Consider the following 18,751-nt stretch of genomic DNA (forward strand, 5'->3'; position numbering starts at 1 on the left):
GATCCCCCGGCGCTTCAAGTGTATTAACGCAACACTACACACGAAACCGGTCAACTGTAACGGAAGTGCAACGTCTTCGTCTCCGTATCGCAACACCTCCCGCATACCGCAGCGCCGCATAAGGGGAATCAATATCATGCGTAAGTTCATCACGTTCGCGGCATCTGCGGCGTTGCTCGGTTGCTGTTCGTCGGCGGCGCTCGCCCAGGCTCTCGCCGCGCCCGCGGCCCAGCCCGACGCTCAGGCGGTCGGGGGCGGCGACATCGTCGTCACCGCGCAGAAGCGCGAGCAGCGCATCCAGGACGTTCCGATGACCGTCAGTGCCGTGACCGGCGCGCGGATGGCGGAACTGGGGGTGAATTCGCTCGCCGAGGTTGCGCTCTACATTCCGGGGCTGCGGATCCAGGAGCAGAGCGCCAACAATCCGGGCTTCGTCATCCGCGGGATCACCTCGGACAGCGGATCGTCGCAACAGGGCGCGCGCGTCTCGCTTTACTATAACGGCGTGGACATCTCGCGGACGCGCGGCGCGTATCAGGATCTGTACGATCTGGAGCGGATCGAAGTGGTCAAGGGGCCGCAGGCGACGCTGTTCGGCACGGCATCCGCAGTCGGCGCAGTCAACATGATCTCCGCCCCGGCACGCGCCGGAACGTCCGGCCAGCTGATCGGATCGTACGGCAATTACAATCGCGGGCAGGTGTCCGGCTTCGTCAACTTCGGCAACGATACGCTCGCCGGGCGACTGGCGTTTGCGTACAAGCATCACGACGGTTTCGTCCGCAATATCGCGGGCGACCCCAAGGTCGCCAACCAGAACCAGGGCAAGGTCGACCAGGACGATCTCAACGGGCAGGACCAGCGCGGTATTCGCGGGTCGCTGCGCTGGGCACCGACCGACCGGCTGACCGCCAATCTGGTGCTGAGCTATGACGGCCAGCGCAACCCCGGCACCGCCTTCCGCTCGCGCGCACTGGCACCCACCGGGGGCAATGGCGGCGACTATGCCTACGCCGAGCTGTCGGGCTCGCCGTACAGCGAGACGGTGCTCGGTGCGCGCAAGCTCGGGCTCAAGCGCGATGTCTATGATGCCAATCTGACCGTGACCTATCAGCTGTCGCCGGGCGTCAGCTTCACCACCGTCAACGGCTATCGCAAGTTCAACAGCAACGAAGTGTTCGATGCCGACGGCGGCCCCGCCTGGTACCTTGAATTCGGCGAGGAAGCGCGCGGCGACCAGTGGAGCCATGAAGGCCGCTTTAACTTCACCGGCGACACCTATCACGCGTCGTTCGGCTGGAACGCGCTGTTCGAGAACAATCTGCAACGTGTTCCCTTCTCGACCGAAGAAGGCACGTATCTCGGCTGTTCGGTGTCGTCGGCCTATGCCGGCGTCCGCGCCGCGCTTGCGGCGAACGGGGTGTCGGGCTGCGTTGCGCCCAACGGCACGGTGACCGCGGCACGCGCGACCGCAGTGCTGACGCGCGGGGCGGCGACGCAAATCCCGTATCAGTCGGTGTTCACCAACTACGGCACCAACACGACCTATTCCATGTTCGCCGACGGCACGTGGATCCCGAGCCCGAAGCTCGAGATCACCGCCGGTGCGCGCGTGCTGATCGAGCAGCGCAAGTCGGGCTACAGCTCGGTCCAGCCAAATTCGGTGATCCTCGCGGGGCTGGGGGTGCGCAGCAGCTTGCTCGGGACCGCCAACACCAATGGCACGATCTTCAACGCGGTGCGAAGCTTTTCCGCGATCCTGCCGCGCGCCAATCTGCTGTACCGCGTGACCGATGCGATCAACCTCTATGCGACGGTCAGCAAGGGTCGCCGCTCGCCGGTCGTTCAGCTTGCCGCGGCGAGCGTGGGCGGGCAGGTCGTTCCCAACCTGCAGATCGTCCCCGAAGAAGTCGTGTGGAATTACGAGGGCGGGATCAAGGGCAAGATCGGCCCGTTCACCGGGTCGCTCGGCGCGTTCTATCAGGACTATAACGGCTTCCAGGTGTCGGTGACCAACAACGGCATCACCACCACGCAAAGCGCTGGCAAGGCGCGCAGCCCGGGTGTCGAGGCGGAGGGCAACCTCAAGCTCGGCCGCTTCGTCCAGCTGTTCGGCAACTTTGCCTATGTCGACGGCAAGATCGCCAAGAACGCCAGCTACGGCGTCTATTCGGGCGCGCGCTTCCGGTTGCAGCCGCAATATACCGCCTCGGGCGGCGCGACGATCCGCGTGCCGGTGCAGACGATGACGCTCTACGCCACGCCGTCCGTCACCTATCAGAGCAGCCAGTTCTTCGAGCTGCCCAACAGTGCGGCGATCAGCCAGGGCGCCTATGCGCTGGTCAATATCCGCGCCGGCATCGAACTGGAGAACGGCAAATATGCGATCGGCGGGTTCGCGCGGAATCTGCTCAACCGCAAATATCTGATCGATGCGGGGAATACCGGGGGTGGGTTCGGGATACCGACCTACATTCGCGGCGAACCCCAAGTCTACGGGGTGGAACTCAGCGGGCGTTTCTAAGTAATGGGGTCAGTGCCTGGCTTAGTTACCCAAATAGGCGCCCCGGTACCGTAACGATATATTGCTGGCATCATTCGAATAGGGTAAACTTCCTCCACAATAAACGGGGGCGTTTTATGGCGGTACTTGATCCTACGATCGAATCGGATGTGGTACTTTTCGACGAAGAGAAGTGCCGTTCGGTCGGGAAGTCGCTGCATGAGCGATATGTATCGGCCAGCCCGTTTCCAAGTATCGTCATGGACGACTTCCTGAGCCCAGACTTGTTGCGCAAGGTCTTGTCCGAGTTCCCCAAATCGGAGGGCAAGACGTATTTCGACCGTTCGCAGGAGCGGTTGAAGTACCAGTATCCGCCGAGCGAATGGGGTGGGCCCCTTACGCACAGCCTGTTCAGCGCGTTCAACAGCGACGCGTTTGTCGGCTTTCTGGAGGAGATGACCGGGATCAGCGGGCTGATCGTCGATCCGTCGTTCGTCGGCGGCGGGCTGCACGAGACAAAGCGTGGCGGCCATCTGGGGGTTCACGCCGATTTCAACCAGCATGTCCGGCTCAATGTCGTGCGCCAGCTTAATCTGCTGATCTATCTTAACGAAAACTGGGAGGAGAGCTACGGCGGCAATCTCGAACTGTGGGACAAGAGCATGAAGACGCGTGAGGTCAGCGTGTTGCCGGTGCTCGGGCGTGCGGTCGTGTTCACGACCACGCTCGACAGCTACCACGGCCAGCCGGACCCAGTGATGTGCCCGCCGGAACTGTCGCGCCGGTCGATGGCGCTCTATTATTACAAGGCGGTGGAAGGCGGGCTCGATCGCGTCCCCAAGCGGACCACCGCGTTCCAGGTGCGCCCGCAATCGACCGATCAGGTCGACTGGCGGATCCGGAGCAAGCATTTCCTCGACGACTGGGTCCCGCCGGTGGTTCGCCGCCGGCTCAAGCGGATCTGAAACACAGCCTACCCTACAGGGGCCCACCCTACAGGGGCATCGGGCCGGGGGGCGCACGCGCCGCCCGGCCCGCGTTCGTTTCGACCCCGCCCTTGTTGCAACGCACGCTTTCCGCTAGGGGCACGCGATCCTTTTCCCGATTTTAGCAACGAGACACCCATGAGCCTCCGCAATGTGGCCATCATCGCACACGTCGATCATGGCAAAACGACCTTGGTCGACCAGCTCTTCCGCCAATCCGGCACCTTCCGCGACAACCAGCGGATTGAAGAAAGAGCTATGGATTCCAATGACTTGGAAAAAGAGCGTGGCATCACCATTCTCGCCAAGCCGACCTCGGTCGACTGGACTCCGCCCGGTGAGAGCGAAAGCATCCGCATCAACATCGTCGATACGCCCGGCCACGCCGATTTCGGCGGCGAAGTCGAGCGCATCCTCAGCATGGTCGACGGCGTCGTCCTGCTGGTCGATTCGTCGGAAGGCGCGATGCCGCAGACCAAGTTCGTCACCGGCAAGGCACTGGCACTCGGCCTGAAACCGATCGTCGTCGTCAACAAGGTCGATCGTAACGACGCGCGCATCCAGGAAGTGCTCGACGAAGTGTTCGACCTGTTCGTGTCGCTCGACGCCAACGACGAACAGCTCGATTTCCCCGTGCTCTACGCATCGGGCCGCAACGGCTATGCCTCGACCGACATGGACGCGCGCGAAGGCACGCTGATCCCGATGTTCGAGACGATTGTAGCGCATGTGCCCCCGCCCAAGGTCGAAGTTGCAGGCGTTCCGTTCACGTTTCTAGTCACTTTGCTCGATCGTGACCCCTTTTTGGGTCGTATTTTGACCGGTCGCGTCAACTCGGGCGTGGTCAAGGTCAACCAGCCGATCCACGCACTCGACAACGACGGCAAGATCATCGAGACCGGCCGCGCCTCCAAGATCATGTCGTTCCGCGGGCTCGACCGCGTGCCGGTCGACGAAGCCAAGGCCGGCGACATCATCAGCCTCGCCGGTCTTTCGGTGGCAACGGTTGCCGACACGATCGCCGACACCAGCGTGACCGAGCCGCTCCACGCGCAGCCGATCGATCCGCCCACGCTGTCGATGCGCTTTGCGGTCAACGATTCGCCGATGGCGGGCCGTGAAGGCAGCAAGGTAACCAGCCGCATGATCCGCGAGCGCCTGTTCCGCGAAGCCGAGAGCAACGTCGCGGTGAAGGTGACCGAGGCTTCCGACAAGGATAGCTTCGAAGTCGCAGGGCGCGGCGAACTCCAGCTCGGCGTGCTGATCGAGACGATGCGCCGCGAGGGCTTCGAGCTCGGCATCAGTCGCCCGCGCGTGCTGTTCAACGAGGACGAGGACGGCAAGAAGACCGAGCCGTACGAGACCGTCATCATCGACGTCGACGAGGAATATTCGGGCACGGTCGTCGAGAAGATGAACCTGCGCAAGGCCGAGATGACCGACATGCGGCCTTCGACCGGCGGCAAGACGCGCATCACCTTCTCCGCCCCGTCGCGCGGGATGATCGGGTACCACGGCGAGTTCCTGTCGGACACGCGCGGCACCGGCATCATGAACCGCCTGTTCGAGCGTTATGGCCCGTTCAAGGGCAACATCGAGGGCCGCAAGAACGGCGTGCTCATCTCGAACGGGTCGGGCGAAGCCAATAACTACGCACTGGGTCCGCTCGAAGAGCGCGGCATCCTGTTCGTCGGCCACGGCGAGGCGCTGTACGAGGGCATGATCGTCGGCGAGAACGCCAAGCCGGACGACCTCGAGGTCAACCCGATGAAGACCAAGGCGCTGACCAACTTCCGCGCGAGCGGCGGCAAGGACGACCAGGTCCGCCTGACCCCGCCGAAGCGCGCGACGCTGGAGCAGGCGATCGCGTATATCGACGATGACGAGATGGTCGAGGTGACGCCGAAGTCGATCCGTCTGCGCAAGCGCTTCCTGGATGCGAACGAGCGCAAGCGCGCATCGCGGGCGAAGCTGAGCAGCTGACGTTGCGGGTCTTTAGGGGCTAGAATGGAGGCCGGGTGCGAAAGCACCCGGCCTTTTTTGTCTTTGCCGAACCTGACGATTGCTATGTGGTCACTCCGTGCAGGGGAAATACAAACGCATCTCTGGGACGTGTGCGTCCACCCAGACGCTTCCTGCCATGCTGGACAACGAACCCGATCGCAGGTATGATCGGTTCACGATATGTTCTCTAGTGCGGTAGGATGGTTCGAAAGAAAACCGACATCCCTCGCCGCGATTGGCCCGGAACTTTATGCTAATCTACCGTCGTACCAGTCTGTTTGAATCCAGCGCCCAAACGCTAGTTAATACCGTGAACTGCGTTGGCGTGATGGGCAAAGGGCTTGCAGAAGGGTTTAAGCAGCGCGAACCTCAAATGTTCGCAGCTTACAAACGCATTTGTGAGCAGAACCAGCTTGAGCCGGGAAAGCTTTGGCTATGGCGCGGCTCGCATAACTGGGTTCTCAACTTTCCTACGAAGGTTCACTGGCGCAACCCGTCTAAAATTGAATGGATCGAAGAGGGGCTCGGAAAGTTCGTCGCAGCCTACGAATCACAAGGGATTACGGAGGTTTCCTTCCCCAAGCTTGGTTGCGGCAACGGCAATCTCGATTGGGAAGAGGTGCAGCCAATAATGGAGCATTACCTCGGCAAACTAGCTATCAAAGTGTATATTCATGATTACACTAAGGATATCGGGCTGCCTGAGCATCTCGAGACGATAGCTAATGCAGTGCGCCGTACAGGTTCGGCGGCCCCTTCTTTCGAAGGCTTTCTCCAGTCGTTGCACCAGATTGTCGACATAGGCGGTGATCAACTGGTTGAGCTTGATAATAATGTGCCGTTCCGGGCGGCGATGACCGGGCCGGATGCGCTTGAGATTGAGGCAGACGGTGCGCATTGGCAGTTCGAGGAGGAAGCCTTACGGGGAGTATGGCTCGAACTTCAGTCGGGAGTGGTGACACGCGAACTCGCCGCTTGGACAGCAAGAGACGCTGGTAGCCAAATGGTTAGCCTGCTCAGTCTCATCCCTGGAATTAGGCCGATCGAAATTCAGCGGCGGGGTGCCAACTCTCCTGAACTAGCTATTGAACGCGTACCGGGTTCGCAGAGCTTGTCGCCTGTGGCGCCCCTGCTAGGACAGACGGCCTTCGGATGGCACTAAGCGAACCGTTCGTAGCCACGCACATCAATTATTGGCAGGGTCAGCTTAATCAACCTTGGTATAACCATCGGCGCTATTGGCCGGAATGCTTATTTCATCACGCCCCATTAGAAAATGCCGCGGCAATTCTCACTTCCGGTATGCTGCGGTCACGAAACGACCCTGAAAACCTGCAGCCTCGCGATATCGCGGCACGCGAAGTTAACGCTGCGCGTTTACATGCACATGAGCGAGTGCGGCTTTACTTTCGTCCCAAAACCCCAACGCAGTACCATATAGAAGGTATTCGTAAATCAGGGGAATGTCGGTTCGGTGATGAGACCCATGCTCCAGTACTAGTAATGTTTATCCTCGACGCGCAGCGCATTCTGACCATGCCCAATACGCAATTTTGCGATCGTAATATGCAACGTGCAGACGCTATACCTAGTGATGATGAAGCATATTTTGCGGCGATACCTTTTGATAAAGTCTATCACGAAGGGCCAATGGGGGGTGACGAGAGCATCATCTACCACCGCTGCGCCGAGGTACTGCCACAATCGCCGCTCGATCTCGAGCATTGCTTAAAAGCAGTCTTCTTTCGGTCGGAGCCGGAGCGCGATACCCTCCTCAACTTACTGGGTAACCGTCGGTCGCACTGGGCTGCGCGCTGCCACGTTTCCGACGCACTTAAAGTTTCGGAGAAGCGATACAGCTTCGTGCAGGAGATCGGCATGACGCGGGAGGGGGTAACGTTCTCGCTCAATCCCCGCGCTGATCGTCGCGGCGTAAAAGTCTCGATCCAAGTATGGCAAGCGGGAGGGCCATTTATTGTACGGTTCGACAACTCTGATTTGCAAGCCGCCCCCCCGCAAGGTCGTTGGATCTATAACCACGCCTTTGACGATGGGCTGTATCGCGTACGCGTGGAAATAGAGGACAATCTTGCGTACGACGCTCACATTCCGCTTGGGCCGGCGCTCTTCTAAATCCATTTTACTAGCTTACCGTGCCGCAACGAACTGCTAAGAACAAACCCAGCACAAACCCCTGTCCTACACGCCCCCACTTTGCCTACCCTGCACGCCACCACCCCAACAGGAGGCAGCGCCATGCAGAACCGCACCCCCGTCGCGCGCAGCGATCGGCCGGATCTTCCCGATTTCGCGCCCGTGCCGCGCAAATACCGGCATGATGGCTGGACTCCCGAGCGGCAGAAGGCGTTCATCGAGGCGCTCGCCGATACCGGCTGCGTCAGCCGCGCCGCCGCGATGGTCAACATGGCGCAGGCCAATTGCTACACGCTGCGCCGCGCGCCCGGCGCGGAGGAATTCCGCCGGGCGTGGGATGCCGCGCTCGATTTCGGGTTGCAGCGGCTGAAGGACATTGCATTCGAACGCGCGATCGAGGGGTATCAGGTGCCGGTGTTCGTCGGCGGGCGGCTGATGGGCTATCGCCGCAAGACCAATGACGCGCTGCTGATGTTCTGCCTGCGCCATTATGGCCATGACGCCGAGGGGCGCCGCACCACCATCGCTTATTACAGCGCCGCCGCGATGGCGGGCGCACGTACGGGGAATGCGGATGCGGAAGGGACCGCGGTCGCGCAGGCCTCCGCCACGGTGCGGACGGTGACGCGCGGGCGCGTTGGGCCTGGGCGGAATGGGCGGGGGCGGGATGCGCGCGGGCAGCTCGTGGCGGCTGTGGAAGGCGATGCGGGCGAACCGCACGACACCGGCGCGACCGAGCGGGCCGAGCGGCAGGATGCGCTGGCGGCGGCGCTCCACGACTTCGCCGGGGTGACGCTCGACGCGACCGCGGCCGCGGCGATCGCGGAAGCGGTCGAGGCCTGTGCGGCGCGGCGGCGCGAAGGCGATGCGCGGCTCAAGGCCGGCGGGGACGATGCGATCGCGCAGGCGCTCGACGACGGACGGCCGGGGCTGGTCAAGGTCGGGTGGCGCGATGAACAGCATTGGGGGCAGTTCGAGCCGAGCCATGCGGACAATCCCGCGGACGCGTTCGGCGATGCGGAATATTACGAGGAAGGGCTGGGCGCGGACGTGGGGATGGACCCGCGATTCCTGGACGAACTGCCCTGGTCCTGTGCCGGGGTGGAGCTGCCCGAACTGCCGGGGGCGGTGGCGCCGGAAGACTCGGCCGGGTGAATCGCCTGTCCGATCCTGTTGCGTTCGGTCCGCGCGAGGTCGGCGAACCGGCGTCGTGCCGGGGTTCCCGACCGCGATCGCGCCGGACGGGGCCGGGGATCAGCGGGGAGGGGCGGTGCCTAGGACAGCCGTCGGTGGTCAGGCGACCGCGCGCGGGGCCGTCGGTGCGATCGTCGGGTGGCCGGTGTTGAACCGGTCGTACCAGCTCGCGAATGCCGACGCGTCCAGCGGGCGCGCGTAGAAGAAGCCCTGCGCTTCCTCGCAACCGAGCGCGACAAGCGCTGCGTCGACCGCGGCGCTCTCGACCCCTTCGGCGACCACGCGCAGCCCGAGCTGATGCGCGAGCGTGATCATCGTGCGGACCAGGATGCGGTCGCGTTCGTCGCCGCCCGCCATGCCGCGGATGAACGACTGGTCGATCTTGACGATCTGCACGGGGAGCCGCTGGAGATAGGACAGGCTGCTATGGCCGGTCCCGAAATCGTCGATCGCGATGCGGACACCGAGCGCGCGGATCGCCTCCAGCCGGTCGATCGCGCGCCCGCTGTCCTCCATCACCGCGCTTTCGGTGAGTTCGAGCTCGACCATCTGCGCGGGGACGCGATGCTTGAGCAGCGCGAGCTCGAGGTTGATCGCAAAATCCTCCTCCTCGAGATTCGCCGCCGAGATGTTGATCGCGATCGGAATGCGCAGCCCGGACAGGTGCCATTCGCGGATCTGCGCGAGCGCGGTATCGAACACCAAAGCGGTGGTGTCGCGCGCGAGCGGGGTGTTCTCGATCACCGGCATGAATTCACCGGGGGACACGCTGCCAAGCTCGGGATGCTCCCAGCGCAACAGCGCCTCGGCCGCGACGCACCGGCCCGTGACAAGATCGATCCGCGGCTGATAGGCGAGGCGAAGCTGCCCGGGCTGTTCGAGCGCCTCGCCAAAGGCGCGCAGCAGGTCGAAATTGCGCAGGTGCGGGCGATCCATTGCGGCGGAATAGATGCCGATCGCGCCATCGCTGCCGCGTGCATCCTGCGCCGCGCTATGCGCCGCACGCAGGACGTCGCGCGACCGCATCTGGCCGAGGCGGAACGGCACCACCCCCGCGATCGGCGTCGTCACGTAGCGCAGCGTCGACCCGCGCGTCGTCGCGCGCATCCCGGCAGCGAGCGTCGTCTTGTAGCTGTCGAGCGAATGGCCCGCTTCCGACACCAGCGCGAACTGGGTTTCGCCGACGTGATAGGCCTGACGGTCCGGCCCGATGAAATCGACGATCGTCTGCCCGGCCGAGCGGATGAACTCGTCGAACGAAGTGGTGCCCATCACGCGAATCAGGCTCCCGACCTGTTCGGACCGTGCGATATCGACCAGCACCGCAAAGCGCAGCTCGCCCGGATGTTCGCGCGCGAGATCGTCGAGATCCTCGAGGAATTGCGTGCGGTTGGGGAGGTTGCTGATCGGGTCGATCCGGCCGAACGCATGTTGCAGTTCGATCTGCGCCATCACCATCGCCGCAAGATCGGTGAGCGCCGCGACTTCCTCAGGGGTAGTGTCGCGCGGCTCGCTGCCGAGCACGCAGAGCGCGCCGAGGCCATATCCGTCGCTCGTCACCAGCGGTGCGCCGGCGTAGAAGCGGATGCCCTGATGGAAGAGCGGGGTGTCGATATACTCCGGGTCGGCGACCAGATCGGAGATGACGACCGCGCTGGCGGTTTCGGCGACTGCCGCGCAAGGGGCGCCGGCGCGCGGGATCGACTGGTGATCGACGCCGACGCGCGACTTGAACCACTGGCGATCGGTATCGGTGAGCGAGATCGCTGCGATCGGCAGTCCGAAGATCTGCGCCGCCATCCGCGTGATGCGGTCGAAGCTCTCGCTGATCGGCGTGTCTAGCAGGTTCAGCGCTCGCAGGGCATCGAGCCGAGCGACTTCGTCATGGATACGCATCGAAACACTCCGTTCGCTCAGTCCTCCCCCCTAAGATTCTCATAAGTGACGTAAGTTAACATAACTTCCGATTCGGCACCATCCTTTCGGATGATAGGATTATCCGTCGACTGTATCCTTTTGGGCACAGGTGTTTCGGAAATGTTGCAGCGCAATGCGATCCCGCTTGTCACGTTACGAAACATAGTTGCAAAATCGTATACGAGACGAGGGAATGATGTCTCGGACGCATCAAAGGGGGAAACAATCATCGTGCGCAAAACCGGATTGAACAGGATGTGGGGAACGAGCGCGTCGGTGCTCGTTGCGTTATTGGCGGCGGTACCGGTGCAGGCGCAGGTCGCCACGCCGGAGGAGTCCGCATCGGGCGATGTCGACATCGTCGTAACCGGATCGCGCATCCGCCGCAGCCCGCTCGATTCCGACAAGCCGGTCGTCACGGTCGACCAGACCTCGATCGCGCGGACCGGGCTGACCTCGGTCGCCGACGTGCTCCAGCGGCTGCCGAGTGCGGCGGGCGGGCTCAACACCAAGGTCAACAATGCGGGTAACGTCGGCGGGCCGCCCGACGGTACGGGCGTCAGCTCGGGCTCGGCGGAAATCGACCTGCGCTATCTCGCCGCCAAGCGCACGCTGGTGCTGGTCGACGGCCTGCGCTTCGTCAACGGATCGGCAGCGGGTGGCATTCCCGCATCGGTCGATCTCAACACGCTGCCGACCAACATGATCGAGCGGATCGAAGTGCTCCAGTCGGGCGCATCCCCGCTCTACGGGTCGGACGCGGTCGCCGGCGTCGTCAACATCATCACCAAACAATCGCAGGTCGGGCTCAAGGCCTCTGCGCAATATGGCACCTACCGCCAGGGCGACGGCCACACGCAGAATTACGAGGCGAGCTACGGCATCCAGAACAAGGCCAGCGGCACGTCGGTCGTGTTCGGCGGCAATTACACGCGGCAGGGCGGGGTGAGCACGGCGGACCGTGCGATCTCGCAATGGCCGACGCCGGGGGGCACGAGCTGCGCCGCAGGGGGCTGCTCGAGCGCAACGCCGAGCGGACGCTATGACGTGCTGGGCGGCAGCTATACGCTCCGCGCGCCCGTGATCGGCCGCAACAGCGTGTTCCCGACCGACTTCAAGAACTATTCCTCTGCGACCGACAGCTGGAACTTCGCACCGTTCAACTATCTGCTGACGCCGTCCGAACGCTATGGCGCGTTCCTGAACTTCAAGCAGGCGCTGTCGGACAACGTCAATTTTCGCACCAAGCTGATCTACACGCATCGTCACTCGCAGACACAGGCGGCGTTCCTGCCGCTGTTCGTCGGGCCGGATGCGGGCAACGGCAATCTGCTCGACACCATCTCGATCGATGCGACCAATCCGTATAATCCGTTCGGCGTGACGCTGTCGTCGGGGGCCGACGGGACGCCTGCCAATTACTCGACGATCCGCCGCCGCTTCGTCGAAGGCGGGCAGCGCGTGTTCACGCAGGATGTCGATACCTTCTCGGCGACTGCCGGGTTCGACGGGTCGTTCCATGTCGGCGATCACAAATGGTATTGGGACGTCAACGGCGTCTACGGCCTCAACGACGCGCACCAATTGTTCACCGGCAACGTCAATGCGGCGAACCTGGCGCGCGCGCTCGGGCCGGTCGCCAATTGCACGGGGGCGTGCGTGCCGTTCAACATCTTCGGCGGCGCGACGATCGGCGGGGCGGGGTCGGTGACCCCGGAAATGCTGCGCTACGTGACGTTCGATCAGCGCGACAAGAGCCTGCAGCAATTGTGGGACTTCACCGCCAACGTTTCGGGTGAACTGTTCGATCTGCCCGCGGGTGCGGTCGGCGTGGCGTTCGGCTACGAACATCGTGACCAATATGCGAGCTACGATCCCGACCCGATCATCGTCGCGGGGCTTGGTGCGGACGTCCCGACCAGCCCGGCAGCGGGCGGGTTCAACGTCGATGAAATCTACGGCGAGTTGCGCGTGCCGATCCTGAAGGACGTGCCGTTCTTCAACCGGCTCGAAGTCGACGGCGCGGTCCGGCATTCGAACTATTCGTCGTTCGGGAGCAACACGACGTTCACCGCCTCGGGGCTGTGGAAGCCGGTTGCCGACGTGCTGCTGCGCGGCGGGTTCGCGGAAAGCCTGCGCGCGCCGAGCATCGGCGAACTCTATGCCGGTCCCTCGCGCTTCGATGCGACGATCGACGATCCGTGCACCAGCGCGGCGGGGGGATCGTTCCAGACTAACCCGACCGTCCGCGCGAACTGCATCGCCAACGGCGTTCCCGCGAACGGCAGTTATGCCGAACCGACCGGCGGGCAGCTCGGCGTTTTCTCGCAAGGCAACACCGCGTTGCGCCCCGAAACCTCCAAGACCTGGACCGCGGGCGGGGTCTACAGCCCGTCCTGGGCACGCGGGTTCGCGCGCGCGCTCAGCCTCGAGGTCAATTACTACAAGATCGACCTGAAGAACGCGATCGATTCAGTGCCGGCGACGCTGACGCTGACGCGCTGCGCGTTCAACGCCGACCCGGTCAGCTGCGCCGCGGTTCGCCGGACGCCGTCGGGCCAGGTCGGGGGGATCAACGGACGGTTGCTCAACCTCAACGGGATCGAGACCGAAGGGCTTGACGGAACGTTCCTGTTCCGATCGAAGGACGTACAGGGCGGGACCGTCGGCTTGACCGTCAACGCTGCCTATCTGCTCAAGTACAACATCCTGCCGCCCGCCGATCTTGCCGCACCGGTCCAGGAATATGCCGGAACCGAGCGCGGCAGCCCGGATCAGGCCTACCCGCGCTTCAAGTTCAACGCGACGCTCGATTGGTCGACGCTGGGCTATGGCGCGTCGTTCACCGGACGGTACATCAGCAAGGTCGACGAGCGTGACGGCATCCACACGATGGGTGCGACCTTCTACGGCGACGTGCAGGTCTACGTGTCGCCGGCGTTCATGGACAATCGCTGGCGCCTGACGGTCGGGGTCAACAACGTCTTCAACAAAGAACCGCCGCAGTGCTTCACCTGCCAGAGCGCGAACTTCGACCCGACGACGTATGATCTGCCGGGGCAGTTCGGCTATGCGCGGCTGTCGTTCGGGTTCTGAACGTCGGGCTTCGTTGCCCCTGGGGTTACAACCCAGGGGTAAGGACCCGGTTGGTCGTCATTAGGTGGCGCAGTAGCGTGTCCGGTTTGAGCGTCATCCAGCGGCGCCGAACATTGGCCGATCGAGGCCGCCTTCACGCGGGTCGATGACGACGTTTCAATACGCAAGGACGCCAATAAAGCGATAGAAACCTCTTTTGGCCGTAACGCCCGTTAGTTATCGCAAGGCAAAATTTTTCTAAACCGGAACCGGAATATTCTTCAAAATTGATGATTCCACGTTATTACGCGGACATACTGATCTTGTACAAAAATACACGGCGACTAAGAGCCCCATATAGGGAGCGATATGATGCTGACGCGAGATCAAGTTATTTCCGCCTACCAACTCATATTACAGCGCATGCCGGAGGACGAAGCGGCGATATCATACCATATCGACTTTGGTGACCTTTTCGCCCTTGGCCGTCACATGATGGACAGCCCAGAATTCAAGCAAAGCCGTCAACCAGACGCCGTTGAGGTACGACCACAATTTTCCGAAATCGTGCATGAGCATCATATCGTTACCGGCTATGCTCCGTCGGATCTAGCTGTGTTTGAAAGATTTCATCGCTACGTCGGAGAAGGTCGGCCAGGTTTCGTCACGAATTTTCTTGGCGCCCGTACGCGGTGTGATCTGCAGACGCCGCTTCTGCCATTCGATGGCGCAGTCGAGGGATTGCCTCAACCGGTTGGCAGTACACAGGGCGAAACCGCGGAGTGGATCGGTACATTGCGATCGGTTGCCGAGGCAGATGGCCAGTTTCGACTGCTTGAATTGGGCGCCGGCTATGGCCCATGGATGGCGATCACATGTCTTGCAGCCCGCCAACAGGCCATTTCGGATATTCACGTTTACGGGGTTGAAGGCGATGTCGGCCATGTCGAATTTGCCCATATCAACATGCGCGACAATGATATTCCCGAAGCCGAATACACCGTTATTCACAGCGCAGTGGGCGCAGAGGACGGCGTAATCTATTGGCCGGTCCATGATGATCCGGGTGGTACGTACGGCGGGCGGCCGATGGAAGCGGATGGCAGCAGTTATCTCGGAACGATGCTCGGCCAAGTCGTGGAAGTGCCGGTCGTCGGCATCAACGGCTTACTGCAACGCGAAAGCCGGTGGGATCTTGTCCATATCGATATCCAAGGCCACGAAGGCGACGTATGCCGTGCCGGTATCACGGAGATGACGCGGCGGGTACACCGGGTCGTCATCGGTACACACAGCCGTGTTCAGGACGGCATCGTCATGGATATCTTCCATAAGGCTGGCTGGGCCCTTGAGAACGAAAAGCCGACGATTTCGATCTGGCGTCCAGAAGTGCCGACTGTAGAAGGCATGGCCATTGTCGACGGCGTGCAGGTTTGGCGCAATCCTTACGTTTGAACCGTCGGCAAGCCGAATTGAGAAACCATGATGTGCACCTGCCATAACGGTGGGCAGGTGCACCTTTTTCGCAAAGCGCATTGCGGTTTCGCGGTCGCAGTTGCGCGGTCCGTGGCAGCCCCGTTGGGAAAAGTTCGCGAACGGACCGCAGTTTAGCCGTGCCAAAGCACGCGCAGCGCATCGAACAATGTCACGCCAGCGAGCGGGCCGATCACCAGCATCGCGAGATTGAAGCCGATGATCCAGGTGGTCAGCGTTTCGGCGCGTTTGGTCATGCGCGGGGGCTTGGGCTTTGGCTCCCACGGCTCGGGTGGCGGCCAGCCATTCTGGAAATCGACGAACATCCGGGACTCCGTTTCACGAACGACTGTATCGGAAACGCCGGGGGTCGCCCAGAGGCTCCGCTGGTGCGACTCCTGCGCTCGCGCCCGCGTGGGAGCATGAGAGGGTGAAAGGTCCTGCCTTTGGCCAGGGTCCAAACTGAATGCGCGCTAAACGGCATATTCCGGGCCAGTTCAGACGGGCAAGCGCATATCCTGCAACACGCTAGCCCTCCATGCGTTCGACGAACAACAGGGCCTGCAGGATTGAGGAGATTGGACATGAACAGCTTGATGAAGAAAGCCGGTCTCGGCCTCGCGCTGGCGGCGACCGCGCTGACGGTATCGGCCCCGGCGGATGCGCAGCGTTGGCGTGGCGGTGGCTGGCACGGCGGATATGGCGGTGGCTATAACGGCGGGTATCGCGGTGGCTATCGCGGCTATAACAATGGCGCGGGCACTGCAGTCGTTGCCGGGATTGCCGGCCTCGCACTTGGCGCGGCGCTGACGTCCAACCGCAACGACCGGTACCGCGACGACTATTATCGTCAGCGCGGCTATCAGCCCTATTACGATGACGGCTATTACCGCAGCCACGGCTATTATCCCAACGACGGCTATTACGCCTATCGCTCTCAGCGCGACTGGGGCCGGTGCTGGATCGAGCGGCGTTATGACCGCTATTATGACGATTATGTCCGGGTCCGCGTCTGCGATTGATCGTGACGGACGCCTGACCGGCGACACGGCGGCGCGGACCTCGGTCCGCGCCGTTTTCGTGTCTGGCCTATTGTTGCGTTTTGCGTCATGAGCGCGAGCATCATGACCGACACCGATCTCCCCCCCGACCGCCTCTCCTCCAACCCGCGCAGCCCGTTCTTCGACGAGGACAAGCTCGCCCGCGGGATCGGCATCCGCTTCAAGGGTGCCGAGCGCACCGACGTCGAGGAATATTGCCGCTCCGAGGGGTGGATCCGCGTTGCACTGGGCAAGAAGGTCGACCGTCACGGGCAGCCGTTGACGCTCAAGCTTTCGGGCGAGGTCGAGGCGTGGTTCGAGCGGCCGGCTGACGGCGGCGATACCGCAGAGGGCTGAGTCTTCTTCGTTAGCCCCTCCCCTTCAGGGGAGGGGTTGGGGTGGGGCAGTTCAGCAAAACCAACGTTTGTGATCTGGACTGCCCCACCCCCAGCCCCTCCCCTGAAGGGGAGGGGAGTTTCGGGTTAGTGAACGAAACGCGCCACGACATCGCGATAGCTGCGCGACACCTTCACCTGTGCGTTCGACTGGAGCACCAGGAAGCATTCGCCATTGGTGTGCGGCTTCACTTCCTTGACCAGATCGAGGTTTACGATCGTCGAGCGATGCACGCGCTGGAACCGGCGCGGATCGAGGCGCTTCTCGAGATCCTTCATCGTCTCGCGCAGGATCAGCGTGTTGTCGCCGGTGTAGATGCACATGTAATCGCCCGCGGCATCGATCCGCTCGATCGTGTCGACGTCGACGCGGAAGATCTGCCCGCGATCCTTGATGTTGATGAGCTTCTCGAAGCGGTTGGACGAAACCTGTTCGCCGCCGTCGGTGAGATTCTCGACCGAATCGGGCGCGATCTCGGCGATCACTTCCTTGAGGCGGTCGACCTCGACCGCGCCGCGCTTCTCGGACAGGCGCTGGCGGACACGGTCGAGCGTGTCGGCGAGGCGGCTCTCCTCGACCGGCTTCATCAGATAATCCACGGCATCCGTCTCGAACGCCTTCAGCGCGTGGTCGGAATAAGCGGTGACGAAGACGAACAGCGGGGGCTCGACCTCCATCAATCCCTGGACGACCGAGAAGCCGTCAAACCCGGGCATCTGAATGTCGAGGAAAACCAGGTCGGGCTTGTGGGTCTTGATACTGCGGATCGCCTCGCGGCCGTTCTGGCAGGTGTCGATGATCTCGATGTCTTCATGCGCCTGGAGGCGGAGCTGAAGCCCCTGGGTGGCGAGTTTCTCGTCATCGACGAGGATGGTTCGGATCGTCATGCGGCCTCTTTCTTCGGTTCCTCGAGCTGGAACGGGATTTCAATTTCGACCCCGAATCCGCCCCCCGGGATCGATCGTGTCTCGAACTTGTGATCCGGCCCGTACGCTTGGGCCAGTCTCTCCCTGATATTGGCAAGCCCGACCCCAGTGGAAAGGGGCTGGCTCTGGGAAACGCTCGTCCGCGCCTTCGCTTCGTTCAAGCCGGGACCGGTGTCGGATACGACGATCTGCACCCGATCCCCGTTGAGCCGCGCGCTGACACGGATGTCGGCACCGTCTTCCTGCGGCGTCACCGCGTATTTGATCGCATTCTCGACCAGTGGTTGCAACAGCAGCGACGGCAGCCTGGCGCGTGCAGCGCGCGGGTCGACCTCGAACTCGGTGCGGAGGCGTTCCTCGAAGCGCATTTTCTCGATTTCGAGATAGAGTTTGAGCGTCTCGAACTCCTGCTGGACCGTGACGTGCGCGGTCGGCTCGTTGGCGAGCGTGTAGCGCAGGAACGACGACAGCCGCCCGAGCATCGCATTGGCGCGCTCGGTTTCCTTGAGCAGCACCAGCGTCGAGATCGAGTTGAGCGTGTTGAACAGGAAATGCGGGTTGAGCTGATAGCGCAGCATCGCGAGCTGTGCCGAGGACGCAGTGTTCTCCAACGTGGCGAGCTGGTCGATCTGTTCCTCGACGATCAGGTAGAAGTTGATCCCGAAATACAGCGCGGTCCAGCCGGCGAGCACGGTGAAGTTGAGGAAGATCGTGCCGAGCACAAGGCTGACCGTCAGCCCGGGCGTCGACAGCTTGATGAACGAGAAGGAGAAAGCGTCGAGCACCGAATAAAGCAACGTCGCGACCGCGAGCGTGACGATCGTCAGCAGCGCCATCGCGAGCCGCGGCTGGCGGCGGTACATCTGGTACAACGTCGAGAGCAGCAGCGTGATGCTGTAGCCGACGATCGATTCGATCACGACCGGGATGATGACCGACAGCTCGCTCGCGTTCGAGACGCTCGAGACACCGCGCAGGATGAGATAGCCGGTCCAGCCGGCCGCCTGCAGCGTCCAGAAGGCGCGGCTCTTGTCCTCGAAGAACGGCCGCGAGAAGAGGGTGGGCTTGGTGGTCAGCGGCATG

14 protein-coding genes are annotated in these 18,751 nt (G+C 62.4%); 10 read left to right on the forward strand and 4 right to left on the reverse strand.

The window, feature by feature from the left end; genetic code table 11:
* Positions 1–136 precede the first annotated feature (136 nt).
* From AC3WJR_RS01830 to AC3WJR_RS01855, 6 genes are all read left to right on the forward strand, one after another.
* Positions 137–2,524 carry a TonB-dependent receptor gene (locus AC3WJR_RS01830; protein ID WP_492721782.1) on the forward strand — a complete coding sequence of 796 codons (2,388 nt, stop codon included), beginning with the start codon at positions 137–139 and terminating at the stop codon, positions 2,522–2,524.
* Positions 2,525–2,763: 239 nt separating this feature from the next.
* Entirely contained in the window at positions 2,764–3,468 is a 705-nt protein-coding gene (locus tag AC3WJR_RS01835) for a 2OG-Fe(II) oxygenase (RefSeq protein ID WP_492721784.1), read from the forward strand.
* Positions 3,469–3,627: 159 nt separating this feature from the next.
* Entirely contained in the window at positions 3,628–5,472 is a 1,845-nt protein-coding gene (gene typA, locus AC3WJR_RS01840; protein WP_492721786.1) for a translational GTPase TypA, read from the forward strand.
* Between the two features lie 271 nt (positions 5,473–5,743).
* Entirely contained in the window at positions 5,744–6,655 is a 912-nt protein-coding gene (locus AC3WJR_RS01845) for a macro domain-containing protein (protein WP_492721788.1), read from the forward strand.
* Positions 6,646–7,626 carry a DarT ssDNA thymidine ADP-ribosyltransferase family protein gene (locus tag AC3WJR_RS01850; RefSeq protein WP_492721789.1) on the forward strand — a complete coding sequence of 327 codons (981 nt, stop codon included), beginning with the start codon at positions 6,646–6,648 and terminating at the stop codon, positions 7,624–7,626. Before AC3WJR_RS01845 ends, AC3WJR_RS01850 begins: the two co-directional genes overlap by 10 nt.
* A 123-nt stretch (positions 7,627–7,749) precedes the next feature.
* Positions 7,750–8,802 (forward strand): hypothetical protein, encoded by a 1,053-nt coding sequence (locus tag AC3WJR_RS01855; protein ID WP_492721791.1) that lies wholly within the window; start codon positions 7,750–7,752, stop codon positions 8,800–8,802.
* Between the two features lie 138 nt (positions 8,803–8,940).
* Here AC3WJR_RS01855 and AC3WJR_RS01860 read toward each other — a convergent pair whose 3' ends face one another.
* The gene (locus AC3WJR_RS01860) at positions 8,941–10,737 is read right to left on the reverse strand and encodes a putative bifunctional diguanylate cyclase/phosphodiesterase (protein WP_492721792.1); all 1,797 of its coding nucleotides are present in this window, start codon (positions 10,735–10,737) and stop codon (positions 8,941–8,943) included.
* Between the two features lie 276 nt (positions 10,738–11,013).
* On the opposite strand from AC3WJR_RS01860, the gene AC3WJR_RS01865 reads away from it, so the two are divergent.
* Together AC3WJR_RS01865 and AC3WJR_RS01870 are read left to right on the forward strand one after the other, a co-directional pair.
* The gene (locus AC3WJR_RS01865; protein WP_492721794.1) at positions 11,014–13,854 is read left to right on the forward strand and encodes a TonB-dependent receptor domain-containing protein; all 2,841 of its coding nucleotides are present in this window, start codon (positions 11,014–11,016) and stop codon (positions 13,852–13,854) included.
* Between the two features lie 348 nt (positions 13,855–14,202).
* A complete protein-coding gene (locus AC3WJR_RS01870; RefSeq protein WP_492721796.1) occupies positions 14,203–15,288 on the forward strand; it encodes an FkbM family methyltransferase in 1,086 nt (361 codons plus the stop codon).
* Between the two features lie 152 nt (positions 15,289–15,440).
* Here the strand turns inward: AC3WJR_RS01870 and AC3WJR_RS01875 are convergent, their stop codons facing one another.
* Positions 15,441–15,632 (reverse strand): hypothetical protein, encoded by a 192-nt coding sequence (locus AC3WJR_RS01875; RefSeq protein ID WP_492721797.1) that lies wholly within the window; start codon positions 15,630–15,632, stop codon positions 15,441–15,443.
* Positions 15,633–15,890: 258 nt separating this feature from the next.
* On the opposite strand from AC3WJR_RS01875, the gene AC3WJR_RS01880 reads away from it, so the two are divergent.
* Entirely contained in the window at positions 15,891–16,328 is a 438-nt protein-coding gene (locus AC3WJR_RS01880) for a hypothetical protein (protein WP_492721799.1), read from the forward strand.
* Positions 16,329–16,415: 87 nt separating this feature from the next.
* Positions 16,416–16,703 (forward strand): DUF3297 family protein, encoded by a 288-nt coding sequence (locus AC3WJR_RS01885; RefSeq protein ID WP_492721801.1) that lies wholly within the window; start codon positions 16,416–16,418, stop codon positions 16,701–16,703.
* A gap of 125 nt (positions 16,704–16,828) precedes the next feature.
* Here AC3WJR_RS01885 and AC3WJR_RS01890 read toward each other — a convergent pair whose 3' ends face one another.
* Complete coding sequence (locus AC3WJR_RS01890) at positions 16,829–17,629, reverse strand: LytR/AlgR family response regulator transcription factor (RefSeq protein WP_354279488.1); 801 nt, start codon at positions 17,627–17,629, stop codon at positions 16,829–16,831.
* Positions 17,626–18,750 (reverse strand): sensor histidine kinase, encoded by a 1,125-nt coding sequence (locus AC3WJR_RS01895; RefSeq protein ID WP_354279490.1) that lies wholly within the window; start codon positions 18,748–18,750, stop codon positions 17,626–17,628. Before AC3WJR_RS01895 ends, AC3WJR_RS01890 begins: the two co-directional genes overlap by 4 nt.
* Between the last annotated feature and the right edge of the window lies 1 nt (position 18,751).

It is taken from the genome of Sphingomonas sp. FW306-05-A (assembly GCF_058782275.1).

Coding starts and splice junctions, on each gene's coding strand:
- AC3WJR_RS01875 (WP_492721797.1), bottom strand. CDS start 15,632: ATGTTCGTCGATTTCCAGAATGGCTGGCCGCCACCCGAGCCGTGGGAG.
- typA (WP_492721786.1), top strand. CDS start 3,628: ATGAGCCTCCGCAATGTGGCCATCATCGCACACGTCGATCATGGCAAA.
- AC3WJR_RS01830 (WP_492721782.1), top strand. CDS start 137: ATGCGTAAGTTCATCACGTTCGCGGCATCTGCGGCGTTGCTCGGTTGC.
- AC3WJR_RS01845 (WP_492721788.1), top strand. CDS start 5,744: ATGCTAATCTACCGTCGTACCAGTCTGTTTGAATCCAGCGCCCAAACG.
- AC3WJR_RS01890 (WP_354279488.1), bottom strand. CDS start 17,629: ATGACGATCCGAACCATCCTCGTCGATGACGAGAAACTCGCCACCCAG.
- AC3WJR_RS01860 (WP_492721792.1), bottom strand. CDS start 10,737: ATGCGTATCCATGACGAAGTCGCTCGGCTCGATGCCCTGCGAGCGCTG.
- AC3WJR_RS01865 (WP_492721794.1), top strand. CDS start 11,014: ATGTGGGGAACGAGCGCGTCGGTGCTCGTTGCGTTATTGGCGGCGGTA.
- AC3WJR_RS01850 (WP_492721789.1), top strand. CDS start 6,646: ATGGCACTAAGCGAACCGTTCGTAGCCACGCACATCAATTATTGGCAG.
- AC3WJR_RS01885 (WP_492721801.1), top strand. CDS start 16,416: ATGAGCGCGAGCATCATGACCGACACCGATCTCCCCCCCGACCGCCTC.
- AC3WJR_RS01870 (WP_492721796.1), top strand. CDS start 14,203: ATGATGCTGACGCGAGATCAAGTTATTTCCGCCTACCAACTCATATTA.
- AC3WJR_RS01835 (WP_492721784.1), top strand. CDS start 2,764: ATGGACGACTTCCTGAGCCCAGACTTGTTGCGCAAGGTCTTGTCCGAG.
- AC3WJR_RS01895 (WP_354279490.1), bottom strand. CDS start 18,750: ATGCCGCTGACCACCAAGCCCACCCTCTTCTCGCGGCCGTTCTTCGAG.
- AC3WJR_RS01855 (WP_492721791.1), top strand. CDS start 7,750: ATGCAGAACCGCACCCCCGTCGCGCGCAGCGATCGGCCGGATCTTCCC.
- AC3WJR_RS01880 (WP_492721799.1), top strand. CDS start 15,891: ATGAACAGCTTGATGAAGAAAGCCGGTCTCGGCCTCGCGCTGGCGGCG.